Raw genomic sequence first — 21,182 nt, 5'->3', positions numbered from 1 at the left:
AAACACGGCTAAATGCTCTGATCTCTAAAAAAACCGGACCGCAGCCATCTGCGGTCCGGTCCTATCCCTAAGCTGCCTCAGCAGCCTGTTACTTTAATGTGATTGTGACGGAAGAAGCGCCGGCCGCAGGTGTAATGACTGCACCGTGTTCGCCGCTTGCCGCCGTGCCCTGATCTACGGACGCTACTTCGCCGATGCCGCGGAGCACGAGCGTCCAAGGCTTGCCAGCCCCGGAGGCCTTCACTTCGATGACATTGCCGCTGCGGGATGCGGTTACGCTGAGCTCTTGTTCGGCCAGTGTATTCACGATGTCGGCCTCCGCCGAAGCGCCGTCGCCGAGCTTGAACAGATGCAGCGAGACGCCGTCGGCATAATCATAGTCCGGTCTGCTGTCTTCTTTACCCACCGCAAGGAGGGTGTTCGGCTTAATCATCATCGGAAGGGTCATGTATCCGTGGTTCTCGCTGTACCACCGGTTACCTTCCAGCACCTCGCCTGTCAGGTAGTTCGTCCACTTGCCTTCCGGCAGGTAATATTGGACGTCGCCTTCTTTATTGAAGATCGGCGCCACCAGAATCGAATCGCCCAGCATGTACTGCGTATCCAGCGTGAAGCAGGTCGGATCCTGCGGGTATTCCAGCACCATGGCTCTCATCATCGGCAGGCCGCGTTCCGTGGATTCCACCGCCGAGTTGTAGAGGTAAGGCATGATGCTGCATTTCAGCTTCGTGAACTTGCGCACCACGTCGACCGCCTCTTCGTCAAACAGCCACGGCACCCGGTACGATGTGCTGCCGTGCAGGCGGCTGTGGGACGAGAGCAGGCCGAACTGCACCCAGCGCTTGTAGATATCCGGCGGAGCCGTATTTTCGAAGCCGCTGATGTCATGGCTCCAGAAGCCGAAGCCGGACAGGCCGAGCGACAGGCCGCCGCGGACCGTCTCCGCCATCGATTCGTACGTCGCGGAGCAGTCGCCGCCCCAGTGAACCGGGAACTGCTGGCCGCCAACCGTGGCCGAACGGGCGAACAAAGCGGCTTCCCCTTTACCCAGCTTGTCCTCCAGCACTTCAAATACCGCCTTGTTGTACAGGAAGGTATAGTAGTTGTGCATTTTCACCGGATCGGATCCGTCGAAATACACGACGTTGGTCGGAATTCTTTCGCCGAAGTCGGTTTTGAAGCAGTCGACGCCCTGGTCGATCAGCACTTCGAGCTTGCTCTTGTACCATTTCACCGCATCGGGATTCGTGAAGTCCACCAGGCCCATGCCGGCCTGCCACAAATCCCACTGCCATACGGAACCGTCCGGCGTTTTCACCAGGTAACCGTTCTCCATGCCTTCATCGAACAGGTACGATTTTTCCGCGATGTACGGGTTGATCCAGGCGCAGATCTTGAGCCCCTTGTCTTTCAGCCGTCTCAGCATGCCTTCCGGATCCGGGAACATATCCTTGTCCCATTCAAAATCGCACCACTGGTATTCCTTCATCCAGAAGCAGTCGAAGTGGAAGACGGAGAGCGGCAGATCGCGTTCGGCCATGCCGTCCACGAAGTGGTTGACGGTCGCTTCATCGTAATCCGTCGTAAAGGATGTCGTCAGCCATAATCCGAACGTCCAGGCCGGCGGAAGCGCAGGCTTGCCCGTCAGCTTCGTGTAGTTGTCCAGCACGTCCTTCGGCGTGGCGCCGCCGATGATGAAGTACTCCAGATATTCGCCTTCGACGCTGAACTGCACTCTGGATACGTTTTCAGAAGCAATCTCATAAGATACCTTTTCCGGATGGTTGACGAACACGCCGTAGCCTTTGCTCGACAGGTAAAAAGGAATGTTCTTGTACGACTGCTCGCTGCTCGTGCCGCCGTCCTCGTTCCAGATTTCCACCACTTGGCCGTTCTTTACAAACGGGGTGAAGCGTTCGCCAAGGCCGTAAATATACTCACCGACGCCCAGGTCAAGCTGCTCGCGGTAGTATGCTTTTTTATCCGGATCCTGGATATACGCAGGCGCTCTCCAGCCGCTGCCGGTAATCCGCTTGCCGGCATAGTTGAAATCGATGTTCCAGCCCTGCTTGCGGTTGACCTGCACGCTCAGCTGGCCGCTGGTCAGCACCGCGGTCTCTTCATCCACCGAAATTTGCACATCGGTATCGCTTGGGAACAATTCGAACGCAGGTCCTTTGTTTACTTTTCCTTTATGGTGAAACAGCTTGACGCGGATCACATCCGGCATCGGGGAGCTGAAGTCGGCCTTGAGTAGCGTACCGTTCAGCGTGTCGCCCTTGGTCGCAATGATTTTTGTCGCCGCGAAAACCGTCATGGAGTCGCTTGTATGGGTAATATCGCGGATATCCGCAGGGTTCTGTACGTTGTAGCCTTCCCGGATCAACCAGTAACCGTCCGTGAATTTCATGTTTCGTCCCTCCTAGAGTTTATACTATAATAATATTGATCTAATGAAGAGATTTCTTACGTTATTTTGACCAAATATATTAATATATTGATATTTGCTAGGAATGGAAGTGACATCATATGAATCGAGAAACGCTCAGGGAGAACCGCGTGCACGGACACCCACTGTATCCCGTCAGCATCTACCCCAGAGTCGAGCAGCTCAACGGGCAGAGCATTCTGGACTGCCACTGGCATGACGAAATGGAATTTATCGTGCTGCATCAAGGCAGCGCCGTCTTTCAGCTCGATATGACGTATGTGGAGGTCCGGGCAGGCGAAGCATTATTCGTCAACAGCGGGGAAATTCACTCGGGGATGCTGGCCTCGGAAGAACCGTGCATTTTTTCAGCGGTCGTGTTCAGCGCCGATCTGCTCAGCAGCCCGGACTTTGACATCATCCAGGAGAAATATATCGATCCCTTGATGAAAAAAAGCTTTATGCCGCGACAGCACATCATCGGAAACTCGGAATGGGAGAAGGATATTTTGGACGCGCTGCACCGGATTATCCGCGAAAACGAAGCCAAAGTACCGGCTTACGAGCTGTCGACGAAAGCGCATCTGCTGCGGATCTTTGCCCTGCTGTCGGCTCATGCGCCGCTGGGCGAAGACAGCAAAAGCCGCCCCACCGGAAGCCATGACAAGGTGGAGCGGCTGAAAACCGCGCTTCATTATATACATGATCATTACGCTGAGCCGCTTAAGCTCAAAGAGCTGGCGGGACAGATCAACATGAGCGAAGGGCATTTCTGCCGCTTTTTCAAACAGATGACCCAGAAGAGCCCGGTGGAATACGTCAACCACTACCGGGTGCTCAAGGCATGTAAGCTGCTGGAGAACACCGACAAAAAAATCGTCGAGGTCGCCATGGATGTCGGCTTTGACAACCTCAGCTACTTCATTACCGTCTTTAAGCATCATAAAGGCTGTACCCCGTCCAAATACCGCAAGCCGTTCGAGGAACAGGCTTACGTGCTGACGGAACCCGTGTGAGCCGCCGGACTTGGCGGGACTACCGATCCACGCCTGACTCTAGGCCAAAACGTATTTATCTTCCGCCACATCCGTGATGAAGCGGCTGGGCTCGCCCAGGCTGTATACATGGAGCTGGTGCATCGCCCGGGTACAGGCCGTATAGAACAGCTTCCGTTCGGACTCCCGGCTGTATTGGCCTTCCGACGCGTCATAGATGATGACCGCATCAAACTCGACCCCTTTTGCCAAATAGGATGGAATGACCAACGTCCCGTTCGCGAAGGAAGGGGTTGTTTTCGTGATCTTCTTCAGCGGCAGGCGGTTCTTCAGCGCTTCGTAGACCGTCACGGACTCCTCCGCCGTTTTGCAGATGATGGCCGTGTGCTCATAGCCTTTGGCGTTCAGCTCCATAATGTCCGTGACGATCCGGTCATGAAGCTCTTCCCGGTCCAGCTGAACCCGTACGAGCGGCTTCTCCCCGTTCCGGTTAAACGGCACGATCGCTTCCCCGCCCGGCATCATGCTCCGGGTAAAATCCACGATCTCATACGTCGAACGGTAGCTGCGGGTCAGCGAAATGACCTCCGTCTCTTCCGGGCCGTACAGCTCCTGCAGCGACGCCAAACTCCCGCCGAGCACACCGGTATGCGGGTAGATTCCCTGGTTTAGGTCGCCCAGCGCCGTCATGCGCGCCCGCGGGAACAGCCGTTTGAGGTATTCCAGCTGGAACGGTGAATAATCCTGAACTTCGTCGATGAACACGTGCCGGATCAAGCTGTTGACCTGAAAGCCTTTCATCAGCTCCTGCATGTACAGATATGGCGTCGCATCCTCGTAGGACAGCCTTCCCTCCATGAGATCCTGAACCGTCTGGGCGCCGATCTCATGATACCGTTCTGGCAAATCGCCTGTACCGCTGACCCGGGCAAACAGCTCCTCATTGACGAACAGCTCACGGTACAGCGCCTTGACGTCGACGAACCGCTTGCGCTTGATCCATTTGCGAACCGGCTTCAGCCACTCGTTGACGATCATTTTGGCCAGCAGGTTCCGTTCGCGCTCGTGATCGTCGAAAGTGTCTTTCTTGGACGCAAGCTTTCTGCGGACATGGGTGTACGCCTTTTGGTATTCCTCCGCGCTGAGCAGCTCAATCTGGTCATCGACCCAGGCCGCCTTCCGCTCCTGCTTCGCAAAGGTGGCAAGCTCCTTCTGCAGCCACTCCCGCATCAGCTCGATCCGGTTGGCCAGGCGAACCGCAGGGTCATAGCTGTAAAATTTCTCCTTCATCGCTTCAGCCGAAACGATAAGATGCCCCTTGAAGCGGATCGGCTTAAAGATCATGCCGTCATGCTCCAGATAATCCTTGTAGCTGCGGATGATATTCAGAAACGCCGGAGAGGCCTTGAAGGCAATCGACGCCTTTTTATTCTCGAGCCATTCCCCTTCCTCCGCATTCAGAATCGACTCCATTTGCGAAAACACGTCTTCCAGGTCGTATTCCTTGCTGAGCCGGTGTTCCAGGTACGCCTGGAACGTCGTCTGCATCATGTTCTCCTCGCCCAGCTCCGGCAGGACGGTGGAGACATAGCTGTTAAACAGCGGGTTGGGGGAAAACAGAAGCACCTGGTCGGCCTTCAGAATTTCCCTGTATTTGTAGAGCAGATAGGCGACGCGCTGCAGGGCCGCAGACGTCTTGCCGCTCCCGGCCGCCCCCTGCACGACCAGCATCCGGCTCTTGTCGTTGCGGATTACGGCGTTCTGCTCCTTCTGAATCGTCGCCACGATGCTTTTCATCTGGCTGTCGGAGCTGTGGCTGAGCACCTGCTGCAGCAGCTCGTCGCCGATGGTGACGCCGGTGTCGAACATGACGTCGATCCGGCCGTCCTTAATGACGAACTGACGCTTCAGTTCCATCGTCCCTTCAATTTCGCCGCCGGGTGTTTGGTAGGAAGCCGGCCCGGGCGCACCGTCGTAGTACAGGCTGGAGACGGGAGCCCGCCAGTCATACACGAGGAAGGTCTCCTGGTCATCATCCAGGAACGAAGCGATGCCAAGGTAAATCTGTTCCGTCTGCTTCTGACCGTTTTCCGTAAAATCTATCCGGCCGAAATACGGCGATTTCTCCAGCAGCCGCAGCTTCTTCAAGGATTCAAAAGCCTGCAGATGGCTGCGCTCTCGCTCCGACAGCACCTGGGACTGCTGCCGCAAACTGGTCGAGGTCTCTCCGAGGTCGTCGGCGCTGCTGAAGTTGACGCGGACCTCATCCCAGAAATCCTTTCTCAGCTCCACAACATCTCCCCGGACCGTACCGACCTCCGCTTCAAGCGCTTTTTTGCGGCGGGCGATTTTCCCGGTTACCTGAGTAACCCGCCCCTGCTCCTGCTGCCAGTCCTGATCGTTTAAATCCATGCCGATATCCATCCCCTTTTAAATGTTTGACAAACTCATCCCAATGTGATAAAATCCGTATAGGATTATTATTTTTATTTGTATCGTTTTAGAGTCACAAGTTCTATATTACCAACTTTTGAATTGTAAATCAATGCAGGATAAGGGGAGCCTCCGGCTCCCCTTTTTGGCGTACCTCGTCCTTCCAGGAGGGCTGTGGCATCGCCCCGATTTTCTTCGTGACTCAACCTGTATGTTATTATAATTCGCGGACGGCCCGTCCGTTTCCTTTTACTTCACCCAATCTTTGCCTACTAAAAAGACCGGCGGAGCCTTATATGGCGCCCGCCGGTTCGGATGTTGTCCGCCCTCTTCAAATTCCTTTCTCAGCTCCGGAACAGCGGTACGATCTCAATGCCATCCGCCGAAATTCGGACCAGTCCTTTATCCGACAGTCGCAGCTCCGGAATGACGACCAGCGCCAGAAGCGACAGCGTCATGAACGCGTTGTTCAGCAGGCAGCCGGACTGAATCAGCGCCTGGCTGATCGCTTCGGACTGGCTCGCGACCGTTTCAAACGGCTGATCGGACATCAGGCCGCCGACCGGCAGCGGAAACTCCGTCCGGCCCGTGCGCGTGAGCATCACGACGCCGCCCTGCATGTCGGCCACGCGGTTTCCCGCCTGCGCCATCAGCCGGTCATCATTGCCGATGACCGTTACGTTATGGCTGTCATGGGCCACGGTCATTGCGATGGCTGCCGGTTCTTCAAAGCCGATCCCCGCCACGATGCCGAGCGCATGGCCTCCGCCTTGACCGTGGCGTTCAAATACCGCCATTTTGCAGAGGCCGCTCTCCGGCGTAACGCGAAGCGCCGAATCTTCCACCGGCACGTTCACCCACGTTTCCTTCGTCTCCACATGGTTCTCCACGACCCCAATTGCCCGGACCTCAACCGTTCCGCCCGTCTGCGGCGCGGCGATGACCAAATCCCGTTCTTCAATCGGACGCCCCAATTTGATGGTGCCGTACGCCTCTGCCGGTATGGCATATGGCTCCCACTCGGCGGTCATCCGGCCATCCTCCGCCACAACGTGTCCGGCCGCGATCGTCATCGTGACGTTCACGTCGGCCAAATTCCCGTCCAGCAAAATGATGTCCGCGCAGAGCCCGGGAGCGATCGCTCCGATATCTCTGGCCACCCCGAAACGTTCTGCCGTATTGATCGTAGCCATCTGAAAAGCCGTTACCGGCTTGACGCCCTGCGCAATGGCGTGGCGGACGACAAAATTCATATGCCCTTCGTTCATCAGCGACTCGGAGCTTCGGTCGTCCGTGACCAGAATCATGCGCCGGGTATCCAGGCCGCCTTCGGTATGCGCCTTGATGGTGGCCGCAACGTCATGCCAGGCCGAGCCCTGCCGCATCTTGGCGTACATGCCGAGCCGGACGCGCTCGATGACATCCTCCGCACTCACGCATTCATGGTCTCCGTCAATGCCGCTTGCCGCATACACTGGAAGCCTCCAATCCCCGGAGCTCCATGTAAAGTGTCCGTCCGCGTATTTCCCGGCCCGCAGCGTCGCCTCGATCTCCCCGATCATTTTGTCGTCGCCGTATACGACGCCGGGGAAGTTCATCACTTCGCCCAATCCGATCATATCCGGCCCCCAGCTGAGCGCTTCCGCCACTTCTTCAGGACCGATGTAAGCTCCGGTGGTTTCCAGCCCGGGGTGGGTTGACGGCACGCAGGATGCGACCTGCATATAGGCGGCCAGAGGCGTCGTTCTGGCTTCCTCCAGCATGAAGCGAAGGCCTGGCAGTCCGAGGACGTTCGAAATTTCATGCGCATCGAAAAACCCGCCGGTCGTGCCCAGCGGAAGCACCGCTCTGGCGAATTCGGTTGGCGTAAGCTGCGTGCTCTCAATATGACAATGTCCGTCCAGCAGTCCGGGCGCTGCATATTTGCCTCCGGCATCAATAACCACGGTCCCTTCGCCGATGGTATGGCTCACGTCCTTGCCGACATAAGCGATCCGCGGCCCCTGTACCGCAATGGACATCTCCGGCACAATTTCGCCTGACAAGACGTTGACCAGTTTCACGTTCAGGATGACGAGGCTTGCTTTGCGGTCCCCGCGTGCGGTGGCGACCAAATCCCGGACACAGTCGGCCATCGGGAGTCTTTTCCAAGTGTTGTTGTGCATTGTAAACCCTCCAGTCTCTCTATCTCTCGATCGATATCTGTAACTTTATCCATGCTGCCGGACGGCATTAGGTTAGTCATATTATATATCCGAACAAGGACGAAAACTTTACATTTCTTAAGATTTTCTTGTAGGGCAATTAAAGTTTGATGGTTAGACTGGTAAAAGAATGAAAGGTATTCAAAACGGATAAACGAGGTATGGTGCAATGAAATCAAAGCAAAAGCAAAAAAGAAAACTGATTGCGCTCGCGCTCCTGTCGAGCTTGACGGTCGCCGCGGCCGTCAGCCTGATCCGGTTTCCCATGATTACGATCAAGGCGCAGGCAGCCGTTCTTATGGATGCGGAGAGCGGAAAGGTATATTATGAGCATAACGGGTCTCAATCACTCCCGCCGGCCAGCATGTCCAAAATGATGACGGAGCTGCTCGTGCTGGACAGCATCCATCAGGGGCAAAGCACCTGGGATGAGCCCGTCACCGCCAGCCGGTATGCCGCGAACGTGACGGGTTCCGAGATCGGACTCCGCGAAGGCGAGACGTTGACGCTGCGCCAGCTGTTTGAAGCGATGGTCGTGCACTCCGCCAACGATGCGGCGGTGGCCATTTCCGAACATATTGGCGGCAGCGAGAAAGAATTCGTCAAACGGATGAACGCCAAGGCCAAGGACATCGGCCTGTCCCCCCAAGCCGTTTTCGCCAATGCGACCGGACTGACTTCAAGCGATCTGCGTCAGTTCAAGTCAGCGTCTTCGCGGGGAGAGACGATGCTGAGCGCGCAGGATGTGGCCAAACTGGCGAAGTGCCTCATTGATTCCTACCCCGAAATTTTAAATATTACGCAGAAGGCCGATGTCAGCATCCCCGAGAAACGAATTACGCTGCATACGACCAACGCGATGCTCCCCGGCGAGCCATACGCCTATCCGGGCAACGACGGCTTCAAAACCGGGTATACGGAGCGGGCCGGGTACTGCTTTACCGGAACGACCGAAAAGGACGGCAAGCGGGTCATTGCCGTTGTCATGGGAGCGCCCGACACCGAGACCCGGTTCCAGGACGCCGCGGCCATGTTCGATTACGCCTTTGAGCATGCGGACAATCCTGCCCGCAGCTGGCTGACCCGAACGGTCCATGCCGTCTCGAACTTATAGACAAGCACTGATGGAGGTTTATGCATGCGCAACATTATGGTCGTCGACGACGACAAGGAAATCGCCAATCTGATTTCGATTTATTTGCAAAATGAAGGTTTTCATGTCATCTGCGCCTATCATGGCGAGGAGGCGCTCCAGCTGCTGAACGAGCATCCGGTCGACCTCATCGTGCTGGACGTGATGATGCCCAAACTAAACGGCCTTGAGGTCTGCCGCCAGGTTCGGGAGAACGAGTCGACCATTCCGATTCTGATGCTCAGCGCCAAGACCGAAGATATGGACAAAATCCTCGGCCTGATGACGGGTGCCGACGATTACATGATCAAGCCGTTTAATCCGCTGGAACTGACCGTGAGGGTCAAAACGCTCCTCCGGCGTTCTTTTCAATATAATGAACCGAAAGAACAGACGGATTCCACCCTTCGGATTCACGATGTGGAGATCAACCGGACTTCCCATAAGGTAACCGCCCGCGGGACCGACATACAGCTCACCGGCCGTGAATTCGATATTCTTCACCTGCTCGCCTCCCATCCGGGAAGAGTGTTCAGCGCCGAGGAAATTTTCCAGCGGGTCTGGAAGGAAAAGTATTACGTCTCCAACAATACGGTCATGGTTCACATCAGCAACCTCCGGGACAAGCTGGAGAAAGAACTGGGCTACAAGCTGATCCAAACCATGTGGGGAGTTGGCTATAAAATCGATGCGTAGCATATTTAACAAGCTGCAGTGGAAAATCGTCACGTTATTTTTCCTCAGTGTCGCCCTGACGTTCGCTACGCTGATGATCGTCAAGCCGATTCTGCAGGCGGTGTACGACAATCATTTCAAAGCGCTGTATCCCTTTGTGGAAGCGGTCATCCGGGTCAACCGGATTTTTGGGTTTTCCGTGTGGCAGGCCGTCGTCGTCATTATGCTGTTCATTTTTTACTGCTTGATTCTAAGCTGGGGCACGACCCGGAATTTGACCAATATCATCCGCGGAGTTCAGCGCATGTCTTCCGGCAATACGGATGTCCAGATTCCGGTTCGCTCCAAGGATGAGCTCGGGCTGCTCGCCGGGCAGATCAATGCGCTGGTCTCCCAGCTGGAAGCCTCCAGGGAGGAGGAGCGTCTGGCGACCCAGGCCAAAAACGATCTGATCACCAACGTTTCCCACGATCTACGCACGCCCCTGACGTCGATCATCGGCTATCTCCGGCTGATTGAGGAAGACAAATACAAGGACGAGGTGGAGCTGCGGTACTATGTCAATATCGCCTATGAAAAATCCAAACGGATGAATCGGCTCGTGAACGATCTGTTCGAATATACCCGGATGGGCTTCGGCCAAATTCCGCTGCACCGCACCCCTATCGATCTCGTGCAGCTGATCGGTCAGCTGACCGCGGAATTTTCGCTCCAGCTGCGCAACCAGGACATGGAGATCGTCTTCTCGCCGCCGCAGGAGAAGCTGATGATCCAGGCCGATGGCGATAAGATCATGCAGGCGTTTGAGAACCTCATTACCAATGCGATGCGCTATGGTAATGACGGAAAGCAGATCCGGGTCGAGGCGAAGAAGTCGGAACAGGAGGCCGAGGTCCGGGTCATCAACTACGGACCGCCGATCCCGCCGATGGACCTCCCTTATATTTTCGAACGCTTCTACCGCGTCGAGAAATCGCGTTCCCTGGACACCGGCGGCGCCGGTTTGGGGCTGGCCATCGTCAAGAGCATCATCGAGCTTCATGACGGACAGATTTATGCTTCGAGCAACACGGCGGAAACGGCGTTTATCGTGAAGCTGCCTCTGATCGATCTGAAGGCATAGAAATTTAAAACCCCGGTCAACTGCTGCCGCAGATGACCGGGGTTTATGCTTTCCTTTTATTTTTTAATCCACGATGCCCAAAATCCGGATTCATCGTCATCGGTTTTGTGATAATGCTCGACCAATCGGTTAAGCCGCTCCAGCTGATACCCGTAATCGTACATCGTGGCCCCCACGATGGATAAGCGCAGCCTGCCTTCGGGTTCCTCGATGGCAAGGCTCAGCACGCCCTGGATAAACGCGGTGTTTTCCTGGTCCAGCTGTGAAGCTTCCAGGCAGTTCGGCTTGAGCTTCTCCTCGAATTTGAGCAGGATGTGCTCGTGAAACTTGATCAGCCGCTCCAGCTGTTCGTCAAAGATCCGGTCGGTGCCGGCTTCCCGGTCCGACTGGAAATAATGCTCCTCCACAGCGTCCAGCACTTCGCGCCCTTTCCGCAGAGCATTCAGCATCTGCTTATAGACGACCAGCAGCCGGGTCTGGCTGAAGGATGCCCGCTTCATCTTCTTCTGCTCCTCTTCAAACAGCTGATATTTGCTCGACAGCGATTTGATGGCATCCTCCAGCTCGCGCTTTTTGTCACGGAACACATTTTCCTTGATTTCGTCCGAAATGGCCGTTCGCATGAGCAGCGACATCCGGTCGAACGTATTTTGGATCTGCCCGATAAACTGCTGCTTGGGCTTCGGCGGAAACAGCAAAATATTTATCAAAAAGGCCGAAACGATGCCGATCAAGCTGAGTGAAAACCGGGTCAGCGCAAACTGCCATTGCCCGGAGGCCTCCATCACGGCAATGACCGTCACCAGCGTCAGGCCGATCGTATCGCCCATCTTCAGCTTAAGACATATCATGATGACCAAGATGCACACCAGGCCGACGGCAATCGGCTCGTTCGAGAACACCTGGCCTGCCAGCAGTGCCAGAACGGCTCCCAATGTATTGGTCTGGAGCTGGTCCAGAAAGTACCGCCATGAGCGGTAAATCGACGGCTGCATGGCAAAGATGGCCGCCACTGCCGCCATCACCGGCGAAGACAAATTAAGCCAAATGCTGATATATAAAGCGAGGGTAACCGCGATTCCCGTCTTTAACATCCTCGCGCCAAAAGTCACGCTCACCCCTCCTAATTCCATCGTTGTATAGATTGAGCTAAAGTTTTCATTTTTCTATATAGTACATATTGTATCGTCTTCCCGAATTAATTACCCGGTGAAGCCCTTTGTGATACCAAACCAAATATTACAGCCCAGCCCGAGGGCCCAGCATCTTTGAATATACATGTATGTTTTTCCAAATCAGGCGCATAATAGGACAGAAAAAATAAAGCATGACCCAATTCAACCAAGAGGTGAACTGACATGAATCCAATCAAAAATGCGCTGCTGGCCGGTACGATGGCCTGCATCGTGTTCGCCGGATCCCACGGCATCGCTTTCGCCGACCCGGCGCCTGTTACTCCCCAAACGGACGACTCCCCATCTGCCCATATAGCTACGCCGGATCAGGACCGGAAGGAGAACGGCCATCATATCCGCCATGGACATCACGGCCGCAAGTACATTCTGCTTAAAGACGCTGCGGATCTGCTCGGCATGAGCGTCCAGGATCTCAGCAAGGAATGGAAGCAGGGCAAAACGCTGCAGCAGATCGCCAAGGAGAAAAAAGGCTGGAGCGGTGACGAGCTCGTCAAGAAGATGACAGCCGTCCAAAGCTCCAAAATCGATGCCGCCGTCAAAGCCGGCAAAATGACCCAGGAGCGTGCCGATCAGCTTAAGCAGAAGCTGCCCGCTTCCTTGAAGCGGTTTACCGAGCGGACGTACCGCCCGCACTCGGACCGCACTCAGCCAGGTTCCTACTCGCACATCTAACGCAAGGATATCCGCACAATAAAATCCTAACTTCAACCGTTAGGATTTTTTGTGTGGTATTTTTTTGTTCTTCCTGGCGGCTCCAGCGGGTTCATCTTTCGGCCCGTTGACCGGCACCTCCAGCAGATCCAGCAGGAACATGAACACCGGCACGCCGAGAATAAGCCCCCACACCCCAAAGAAGTGCTCGGAGATGATCAGTACAGCAAACGTATAAAATATCGGCAGATGCGTTTTATCCGACATAAACTTCGGATTCATGACGTACGCCTCGAACGCGTGCAGGACGGCCACCATGATCAGGACGTAAACGACCTTCATCACTCCGCCGATGCTGAACGCGATGGCACACAGCGGCACCAGTGAGACGATCACCCCCATGACCGGCACGAGGCCGAGCAGGAAGATCATCAGCCCGAGGGCGAACAGGTTGGGAAATCCGAGGATCCACAGAAACAGCGTGGAAGCCGTTGCGTTAATAATGGAAATCAAAAACTGGACCTCGATCACTTTTCCGAAAGAAAACGTAAATTTTTTCCCGAAATAAGCTAATTCATCATAAAAGTAGGCGAATTTGCTGCTTCTGAACTTATCCGTGAAATGGGTCACTTTCTCTTTCTCCAGCATAAAGAACAAGCTCATGATGATCGCGATGGCAAAATTGATACCGACCTTGCCGATGTTGGAGATCGTTCCGGTCAGCAGGTTGTAACCCTGCTTGACGTACTGCGAAATATCAATCTTATGGATGTACTCCAGCACGTAGTCGATGACTTTATTGTCGGTAAGCTCCAGCGGCTTGCTGTAGAACGAAATAACCTGGTTGATCAGCACGTTCAGTTCACCCAGCAGCTTCGGAGCGTATTGATAGGTTCCGATCGACAGGGCTCCAAGAAAGACGGCATAAATGATTAGTACGGCGATCTTCTTGCTGATTCCCATTCGGTTCGTAAACCGCCGGGTGAGCGACGAATGAATCCGGTTCACCAGGTACGTAACTATGAAGGTAATCAGAATGAGGTTCATCATGCTCCGGAAGACATACAAAAACAGCACGAGCAAAATGAGGACCATCACTTTTTTAACGGCAGGCAGTTGAACAAAATCTCTTAGCGACGTCATCGGACCGAAGCCATACACCCTTTCCTTTAAAAAGATCTTTATGCAATCATATTACGCGAGCGAGGCGTTTTCATGCAAGTTTCTGCCGCCTGATGTACGGTTTTCATTTCCTGGCGCCTATGGCCTTGGCTTCCAGTACTTTTCAAAGAAATAAATGGACAGCATCAGCCACGTTGCGCTCGCCAAATACCCGCCGAAGACGTCGCTCGGATAATGCACCCCGAGATAGATCCGGCTGATCCCGATCAGCAGCGTCAGGGCCACCCCGATAACGATCATCGCAATTCTTCCGGCCAGCGCGGGAATATGCCTCCACAGCAAGTAAGTCAGCGTCCCGTACAGGGCGAACGCAGCCATCGAGTGCCCGCTCGGAAAGCTGAATCCGCTGATTTCGATCAGCCGGTGCGTGTTGGGGCGCTGCCGATGCATCCAATTTTTGATGATGATATTCCAAATTTCCGATCCTCCCACTGACAAGAGAAACATCAGCAGCTCCTTGCGGTGCCGCAAAACCAGCCACAGAAACAGGAACGCGATCACGCTCAGCAGCGTCGCCACGAGCGATGACCCAAGGAAGGTGAAGCCCTTCATGATTCGGGTCAACCCCTCATTCTCCATCCCCTGAACTGCATAGATGATCGATTGGTCAAACCAGGCGATCCGGTCCGCTCCGACCAGGACCATCATGATCACGAACAGCACGCCCAGCACCAGGCTCATAACTAACAGCTTATTCAGCCGTCTTTGATTTGCTCTCATATCTATATGTACTCCTCTCTCTATAAACCCCCGCTTCTGCCATCCGGTATGACTTTAATATTATCCATGAAGACCCGGCCTTTGTCACGCTTATCCTGATCAGAATTTGTCAGCTGTAGCATAAGCAAAAAGCACCGGCAAAACCGGTGCTTAAGGCAAAACGTTATTGGACTGGAGCGGTATGGCCTGATATCGGGGATCAATTAAAGAATTAGAATCCTTTATATTGAGGCTCCTCGTTTTCAAGCTGTTGTACCCGGCTTTCCACCTGCTGCACGATTTGCTGGGTTTGCTGGGCAGCTTGAGAGAACAGGTTTTTAGCTTCCTGGTTTTGCGTGCTGAGAGCAAACGTCTCCAAGCTGGCTTGGGCGCTTTTCAGGGATGCAAGTGTCGTTTTGACTTGGGATGCAACGGTCATTGTTACTTTCACCTCCTTTACAGGATAAGTACGAAACATAATCTAACCTGTCTGAAATCAAAAAATTCATAAAACGAGAAGATACTGCAAATAATTTTGTTATCCGCGTTTAAAGCAAAGATCTGGAATGGAGGAATTTATAGATATGCCGGATTGGATAGAGGTTATCGTTCGGACTTTGGCTTCTGTGGTCTTTCTGTTTGCCTTGACCCGTCTCTTGGGCAAAAGACAAATCTCCCAGCTGTCCTTCTTCGAGTACATTACGGGGATCACGATCGGTGACCTGGCGGCCTCCATCTCGCTTGATTTGAAAGCCACCTGGTACCTTGGCGTCATTTCCCTCGCCGTGTGGGTAGCCGTTTCGCTCATGATTGAATTTTTGCAGTTAAAGAGCAAGAAAGCCCGGGATTTCATTGACAGCACCAGTACCGTGCTGATCAAGGACGGCAAGATCATGGAGGACAATCTGAAGAAGGAGCGGCTGACGAACGAAGAGCTTATGGAGCAGCTCCGCGGGAAAAACGCCTTTAAAACGGCGGAGGTCGAGTTTGCGATCATGGAGCCGAACGGACAGATCAACGTGCTGATGAAAAAAGAAAATCAACCGCTGACCCCCACCCATCTCGGCATCAAGGTCGGGCCGGAGAGCGAGCCGCAGACGGTCATTCTGGACGGCAAAATCATGGACGAGCCGCTGGCTACAAGGGGCCTGAACCGGCGCTGGATACATACCGAGCTCGAAAAGCTGGGCGTATCGCTGGACAACGTCTTTATCGGGCAGGTGGATGCGTACGGACAGCTGTACGTCGACCTCTTCGACGATCAGATCAAGGTTCCCGAGCCGCAGCAGAAAGCGATGCTGTATGCGGATCTCAAAAAATGCCAGGCGGACCTGGAGATGTACGGACTTTCGACCAAAAACGAGCAGAACAAGGCGATGTACGAGCAGGTGTCCGCCCAGCTGGAGCAGGTTATCTCAAACGTCAAGCCATTATTAACCCGTTAGGAGTGAAGCAGCATGGTCAGCAAAAAGAAGAAGAAACTGACGCCTGTCCAGCAGGAATATCAGGAATTGGCCAAAAAGCGAGAGCCCAGCAAGTTTACGTTCAAAAATTTATACAGGGCCTTTCTCGTCGGCGGCCTTATCTGCCTGCTCGGGCAGGCGGTGCAGCAGATGTTTATCCACTGGTGGGGTTTTGAGGAAAAAGCGGCCTCGAGTCCGACCGTAGGCGTCATGATCATCATCTCCGTCATTCTCACCAGCTTGGGGGTATATGACAAAATTGCTCAGTGGGCGGGCGCTGGAACCGCCGTCCCGGTCACCGGCTTCGCCAACGCCATGGCTTCGGCGGCGATCGAGTACCGCCGGGAAGGGCTCGTGCTCGGCCTCGGCGGCAGCATCTTCAAGGTTGCCGGACCCGTCATCGTGTTCGGTTCGGTCGCAGCCTTTTGCGTCGGCATCGCCTACATCATTTTTGATCCTAATATTGTAGGGGGGTAAGGATTCATATGCTGAAAGGCCATCAAAGCTGGGTGTTCGAGAACAAGCCTTCCATCAAGTCGAAAGCGGCGATCGTCGGCCCGTTTGAGGGTCAGGGTCCGCTTGCAGACGATTTCGATATTATCCACGGCGACATGTATTTGGGACAGGACAGCTGGGAGAAAGCCGAAAAGGCTTTAATGGAGGAAGCGGCCAAAATGGCGGTGCAGCACGCCGGACTGACCGAGGGACAAATCCAATTTTTTCTCGCCGGCGACCTGATGAACCAGATTATCAGCAGCAGCTTTTCCGCGAGAACGCTGGCCATTCCTTATCTCGGCCTGTTCGGAGCATGCTCCACGTCGATGGAGAGCCTCGCGCTGGCCTCTTATATCGTCAACTCGGGCGGAGCAAATTACGTGCTCTCCGGAACATGCAGCCATAATGCCAGCGTGGAGAAGCAGTTCCGGTATCCGACCGAGTACGGCTCCCAAAAGCCCCCTACGGCTCAGTTTACGGTGACCGGGGCCGGCGCGGTCGTCCTGTCGCAGGACGGGGACGGGCCATACGTCACTTCCGCCACGATCGGCCGGGTGGTCGACATGGGCATCAGCGACCCGTTCAATATGGGCGCGGCAATGGCGCCGGCAGCGGTAGACACAATGGAAGCGCATTTCCGCGACCTGCAGATCGAGCCGGGTTACTACGACCTGATCGTTACCGGCGACCTGTCCAAGGTCGGGTATCAAATCGCCAACGATCTGCTGAAGAAGCATAACATTCCGATTCATCAGACGACCTATTCGGACTGCGGTATGATGATTTACGATTACGGTAAACAGAATGTTCAGGCCGGGGCCAGCGGCTGCGGCTGCTCGGCGGTCGTAACGTACGGCCACCTGCTGAACCGGATGCAGCGCGGCGAGCTGAACCGCATCCTCGTCGTGGCGACGGGTGCCCTGCTCTCCCCCCTCTCCTATCAGCAGAAGGAGAGCATTCCTTGTATTGCGCACGCTGTATCGATCGAACGGCAAAAATAAAGCATGTAGCTAAGGCCGCTCCCGGGGCATTCCCGCCCGGAGCGGTCTTTTATTTGGACACATCGTCTGCTTCCTGATTAAAACCGCCGCAAACAGCCGAATCTTAAAACAGGATTAAAAAAAATCTGTCACAATTTATGTCTTCTTAAGGATTATTTACGGCAAATCTGGTAAAGTGAACCCATAAGCGTTTTGCATATATTAAAGGAGGACAAGATTTAATGACAGACAAAGAAAGAGAATCGTTAAACAACGAAGAGCTGAACAATACCGAAACAACGGGGGAATCATCTGAACGGACCAGCAAACCGGCAGCCCCTTCCGAGAGCGGCGCACCGGTTCTCAGCGAAATGAAGCGCGACGGCGAGACGCCGGCCAAGCCGAATAAAGAGAAGACGCCTGCTCCCAAAGCGTCTGCTGCGGCGTCCGCTCCTGCTCCGAAAGCATGGTCCGGCGGAACTGGCAAGGTATGGATGGCCGTATCGCTCGTGCTTGCCGTCATTCTCGTCATTGTGCTGATCAAGCCTCCTTTTAATTCGGGTAGCAACCCGACGGTAGCGACGGTCAACGGCACGGACATTAAAAAGGACAAGCTCTATGACGCACTGGTGGATGCCGGCGGCAAACAGACGCTGGACAGCCTCATCACAGAAGAACTGGTCAACCAGGAAGCGAGCAAAAAAGGCATTAAAGTAACCGATGCCGATGTCACCAAGGAAATGGACGATATCAAGAAGGGCTTTAGCAGCGACGAGGAATTCCAGATGGCTCTGCAGCAGTCGGGCATGTCGGTGGAAGACCTGAAGAAGCAAATGAACATGCAGGTGCAAATCCGCAAGCTGCTCGAACCGGAAGTAAAAGTGACCGACGACGATATCAAGAAATATTTTGATGAAAATAAAGCATCCTTCAACACGCCGGAAGAAGTCAAAGCTTCCCACATTCTGGTGAAGACGAAGGAAGAAGCCGAAGGCATCCTGACGCAGCTCAAGGGAGGCGCCGATTTCGCCACGCTGGCAAAAGAGAAATCGATCGACCCAGGCTCCAAGGACAACGGCGGCGACCTAGGCTTCTTTGCCAAAGGTGTGATGGAAGCACCGTTTGAAGAAGCGGCGTTCAAGCTGCAAAAAGGCGAAATGAGCGGCATCGTGCAGTCCAGCAACGGCTACCATATCATCAAGGTTACCGATCGCAAAGCGGCTCACACGGCAACGCTTGACGAGAAGAAGGCTGACATCAAGGAAACGCTGATCACGCAAGGCATTTCTTCCAAAGCGTCGACCTGGATTGCCGACCTCAAGTCTAAAGCCAAAATTACCAACTCGCTGGACGATTCGGCTAACGCGGCAACCGATACGGCTGCAGGCGCAGGCTCAGCCGATACAGCGGCAAATACAACGAAATAACAGCTTTGTTATTGAAGAAGCCCGAGGGTAATCACCTCGGGCTTCTTCTTTATTTTTGATTGGCGGCTTGCATGAGATCTTGGTCGGAGCTCTGCCTGGTGCATTTCCCGGATGTTGGGGCAGCGCCCAGTCACCGCGCGTTTTCGGCCGCTCCTCCGCTTAGAGCCGGAGCGATACATATTTGACCTCGAGGTATTCTTCGATGCCGAAATGACCGCCTTCCCGTCCGAGTCCGCTCTGCTTGAATCCGCCAAACGGAGCCTGCGCCGTGGAAGGCAGCGGATCGTTTACGCCGACGATTCCGTATTCGAGGGCTTCGGCGGCGTACAGCGCCTCCTGGATCCGCTCCGTGAAGACGTAAGCGGCCAGCCCGTAAGGACTGCGGTTGGCCCGCTGCACGGCTTCCTCCAGCGTACGAAAGGTCGTAATCGGAGCAAGCGGTCCAAACGTTTCGTGTATCATGCATTCCATGTCGTCCGTCGCCTGTTCAATCACGGTTGGCTGCACGAAGTGTCCGCCGGAATGCTGCAGCGCCTCGCCGCCCGTCACGATGATCCCGCCCTTAGCTTTGGCGTCCTCAATTTGCCGCAGCACTTTGTCCACCGCTTTGGCATTGATGAGCGGACCGATATCCACGCCTTCCTCCATGCCGTTGCCTACCTGAAGCGCGGCCGTCCGTTCCGCCGCTTTGCGAGTGAACTCGCCGGCGATCCGTTCATCCACATACACCCGGTTGGTGCAGACGCAGGTCTGGCCGCCGTTGCGGAACTTGGACTTGATCAGCCCGTCCACCGCTTTGTCCAGATCCGCCGCGGCGGTCACGATAAACGGGGCGTGTCCGCCCAGCTCCAAGGAAATCTTCTTGACGGTTTCGGCTGCTCCCTTCATCAGCTCCTTGCCTACGGCGGTCGAGCCGGTGAAGGAAATTTTGCGCACCCGCTCGTCCTGCTGCCAGCGGCCGGCGATCGCTGCCGCCTCGCCGGTCACCACGTTGATCACGCCGGCCGGAAGTCCGGCCTGGTGTGCGAGCTCAGCGAGCTTCAAGGCCGTATACGGCGTCTCCTCGGACGGCTTGATCACGACGGTGCAGCCGGCGGCCATCGCCGGCGCAACCTTGCGGGTAATCATCGACGCCGGGAAGTTCCATGGCGTGATCGCCGCCACGACGCCGACCGGCTGCTTCTGCACCCAGATCCGCTGCGAAGCGGACGAGGCCGGTATGCTCTGCCCATAGACGCGCTTGCCCTCCTCCGCGTACCAGGAAATAAAGCTGTTCGCGTAGCCGATTTCGCCGGCGGCTTCCTTCAGCGGCTTGCCCTGCTCCGTCGTCATAATCCGGGCGAGCTCGTCCGTATGCTCTGCGATCAGTCCGTGCCATTTCATCAGCAGCGCCCCCCGCTCGTCCGCCGTCAGCGCGGACCATGCCGGGAACGCTTCATAAGCGGCATCCGCGGCTTCGCCAGCCTCCTTCGCGCCGCCGTTCGGTACGGTGCCGATCACGTCACCGGTGGCCGGGTTCAGGACGTCGATGTGCTCGGCGGCATCCTTCCAGGCACCATTTATATACATTTGGTTGATAAACATAAATGATTCCTCCCTGCTCCTAAATTCACCTCTACTTATTCATTATACCCCCGAATGGAAGGTTCACGCGAAAAGACGGACTTTGGTTTGGGGCTTGAGGCATTGCTATATCGTTGCCCGGGTGCCTCGTTTGGCGGTTGTGAGGACGCTCCGCGCTCGAATCCTTCCTTCAATCGCTGTTGCCCCCGAACATCCTTGAATCTATTTCAATGGTGGATATTCGGGGACAAAGGCGACCGCTTCGCTTTTCCGGAATGCCTTCGATCTCTCCGCTGCTTCGTGCATCCGCCTAGCTAAAGCAATAGCAACTTCCACCCAATCGGAAGGTTCACGCGAAAAGCCGGCTTTGCGCAAGGCCATAGAGACGTTCGCCTTGCTGTTGTGACGCGCTGTGTTTGGCGGTTGCGAGGACGCTCCGCGCGTTTGCATAGCTTCAAGCAACAAAAAAACTCCCTCAAGAAGACGGAAGCTCAATTTGCCGTCTTCTTATGGGAGGTACCTCAGCCATTTCGTAT

Annotated in this window: 17 protein-coding genes; 9 read left to right on the top strand and 8 right to left on the bottom strand. The window is 54.9% G+C overall.

Annotated elements, in window-relative coordinates; genetic code table 11:
* Positions 1 to 88 precede the first annotated feature (88 nt).
* A complete protein-coding gene (yicI, locus tag GCU45_RS27655) occupies positions 89 to 2,410 on the bottom strand; it encodes an alpha-xylosidase (protein WP_152402103.1) in 2,322 nt (773 codons plus the stop codon).
* Positions 2,411 to 2,529: 119 nt separating this feature from the next.
* On the opposite strand from yicI, the gene GCU45_RS27650 reads away from it, so the two are divergent.
* Positions 2,530 to 3,444: an AraC family transcriptional regulator gene (locus GCU45_RS27650; protein ID WP_152402100.1), complete on the top strand. Its 915-nt coding sequence runs from the start codon at positions 2,530 to 2,532 to the stop codon at positions 3,442 to 3,444.
* Positions 3,445 to 3,483: 39 nt separating this feature from the next.
* Here the strand turns inward: GCU45_RS27650 and helD are convergent, their stop codons facing one another.
* Positions 3,484 to 5,835, bottom strand: coding sequence for an RNA polymerase recycling motor HelD (helD, locus tag GCU45_RS27645; protein ID WP_152402099.1), 2,352 nt, complete (start codon positions 5,833 to 5,835; stop codon positions 3,484 to 3,486).
* Between the two features lie 365 nt (positions 5,836 to 6,200).
* Complete coding sequence (locus tag GCU45_RS27640) at positions 6,201 to 8,021, bottom strand: adenine deaminase (RefSeq protein ID WP_152402097.1); 1,821 nt, start codon at positions 8,019 to 8,021, stop codon at positions 6,201 to 6,203.
* Between the two features lie 208 nt (positions 8,022 to 8,229).
* Between GCU45_RS27640 and GCU45_RS27635 the strand changes: the two genes are divergently transcribed.
* The 3 genes from GCU45_RS27635 to GCU45_RS27625 are packed head-to-tail and all read left to right on the top strand — an operon-like array spanning position 8,230 to position 10,990.
* Complete coding sequence (locus tag GCU45_RS27635; protein WP_145156687.1) at positions 8,230 to 9,174, top strand: D-alanyl-D-alanine carboxypeptidase family protein; 945 nt, start codon at positions 8,230 to 8,232, stop codon at positions 9,172 to 9,174.
* A gap of 24 nt (positions 9,175 to 9,198) precedes the next feature.
* Positions 9,199 to 9,888, top strand: coding sequence for a response regulator transcription factor (locus tag GCU45_RS27630; protein ID WP_152402095.1), 690 nt, complete (start codon positions 9,199 to 9,201; stop codon positions 9,886 to 9,888).
* Positions 9,881 to 10,990: a sensor histidine kinase gene (locus GCU45_RS27625; RefSeq protein ID WP_152402093.1), complete on the top strand. Its 1,110-nt coding sequence runs from the start codon at positions 9,881 to 9,883 to the stop codon at positions 10,988 to 10,990. The genes GCU45_RS27630 and GCU45_RS27625 overlap by 8 nt, the downstream gene beginning before the upstream one ends.
* 56 nt (positions 10,991 to 11,046) lie before the next feature.
* Here the strand turns inward: GCU45_RS27625 and GCU45_RS27620 are convergent, their stop codons facing one another.
* On the bottom strand, positions 11,047 to 12,102 hold the full coding sequence (locus tag GCU45_RS27620; RefSeq protein WP_076168456.1) for an aromatic acid exporter family protein: 1,056 nt from the start codon (positions 12,100 to 12,102) through the stop codon (positions 11,047 to 11,049).
* Between the two features lie 246 nt (positions 12,103 to 12,348).
* Here GCU45_RS27620 and GCU45_RS27615 point away from each other — a divergent pair, with 246 nt between their 5' ends.
* On the top strand, positions 12,349 to 12,858 hold the full coding sequence (locus GCU45_RS27615) for a hypothetical protein (RefSeq protein WP_145156684.1): 510 nt from the start codon (positions 12,349 to 12,351) through the stop codon (positions 12,856 to 12,858).
* A 39-nt stretch (positions 12,859 to 12,897) separates the two neighbouring features.
* Here the strand turns inward: GCU45_RS27615 and GCU45_RS27610 are convergent, their stop codons facing one another.
* The 3 genes from GCU45_RS27610 to GCU45_RS27600 all read right to left on the bottom strand — a co-directional run bounded on the left by GCU45_RS27610 (position 12,898) and on the right by GCU45_RS27600 (position 15,157).
* Positions 12,898 to 13,980: an AI-2E family transporter gene (locus tag GCU45_RS27610; RefSeq protein WP_152402092.1), complete on the bottom strand. Its 1,083-nt coding sequence runs from the start codon at positions 13,978 to 13,980 to the stop codon at positions 12,898 to 12,900.
* 117 nt (positions 13,981 to 14,097) lie between these two features.
* A complete protein-coding gene (locus tag GCU45_RS27605; protein WP_244364300.1) occupies positions 14,098 to 14,739 on the bottom strand; it encodes a phosphatase PAP2 family protein in 642 nt (213 codons plus the stop codon).
* A gap of 211 nt (positions 14,740 to 14,950) precedes the next feature.
* The gene (locus GCU45_RS27600; protein WP_076168463.1) at positions 14,951 to 15,157 is read right to left on the bottom strand and encodes a DUF1657 domain-containing protein; all 207 of its coding nucleotides are present in this window, start codon (positions 15,155 to 15,157) and stop codon (positions 14,951 to 14,953) included.
* Between the two features lie 145 nt (positions 15,158 to 15,302).
* Between GCU45_RS27600 and GCU45_RS27595 the strand changes: the two genes are divergently transcribed.
* The 4 genes from GCU45_RS27595 (at position 15,303) to GCU45_RS27580 (ending at position 19,083) form a co-directional block, all read left to right on the top strand.
* The gene (locus GCU45_RS27595; RefSeq protein WP_152402091.1) at positions 15,303 to 16,163 is read left to right on the top strand and encodes a DUF421 domain-containing protein; all 861 of its coding nucleotides are present in this window, start codon (positions 15,303 to 15,305) and stop codon (positions 16,161 to 16,163) included.
* 12 nt (positions 16,164 to 16,175) lie between these two features.
* Positions 16,176 to 16,658: a stage V sporulation protein AC gene (gene spoVAC, locus GCU45_RS27590; protein WP_116231330.1), complete on the top strand. Its 483-nt coding sequence runs from the start codon at positions 16,176 to 16,178 to the stop codon at positions 16,656 to 16,658.
* Between the two features lie 8 nt (positions 16,659 to 16,666).
* Positions 16,667 to 17,677 carry a stage V sporulation protein AD gene (gene spoVAD / locus GCU45_RS27585; RefSeq protein ID WP_152402089.1) on the top strand — a complete coding sequence of 337 codons (1,011 nt, stop codon included), beginning with the start codon at positions 16,667 to 16,669 and terminating at the stop codon, positions 17,675 to 17,677.
* 221 nt (positions 17,678 to 17,898) lie between these two features.
* Positions 17,899 to 19,083 carry a foldase protein PrsA gene (locus GCU45_RS27580; RefSeq protein WP_152402087.1) on the top strand — a complete coding sequence of 395 codons (1,185 nt, stop codon included), beginning with the start codon at positions 17,899 to 17,901 and terminating at the stop codon, positions 19,081 to 19,083.
* Between the two features lie 159 nt (positions 19,084 to 19,242).
* Here the strand turns inward: GCU45_RS27580 and GCU45_RS27575 are convergent, their stop codons facing one another.
* A complete protein-coding gene (locus GCU45_RS27575; protein WP_152402085.1) occupies positions 19,243 to 20,667 on the bottom strand; it encodes an NAD-dependent succinate-semialdehyde dehydrogenase in 1,425 nt (474 codons plus the stop codon).
* Positions 20,668 to 21,182: the final 515 nt, after the last annotated feature.

The organism is Paenibacillus cellulositrophicus (assembly GCF_009363095.1).
Classification (GTDB): Bacteria; Bacillota; Bacilli; order Paenibacillales; family Paenibacillaceae; genus Paenibacillus_AQ; species Paenibacillus_AQ favisporus.
Note: the sequence above shows the minus strand (reverse complement) of the source record. Positions and strands in the feature narration are given on the sequence as shown.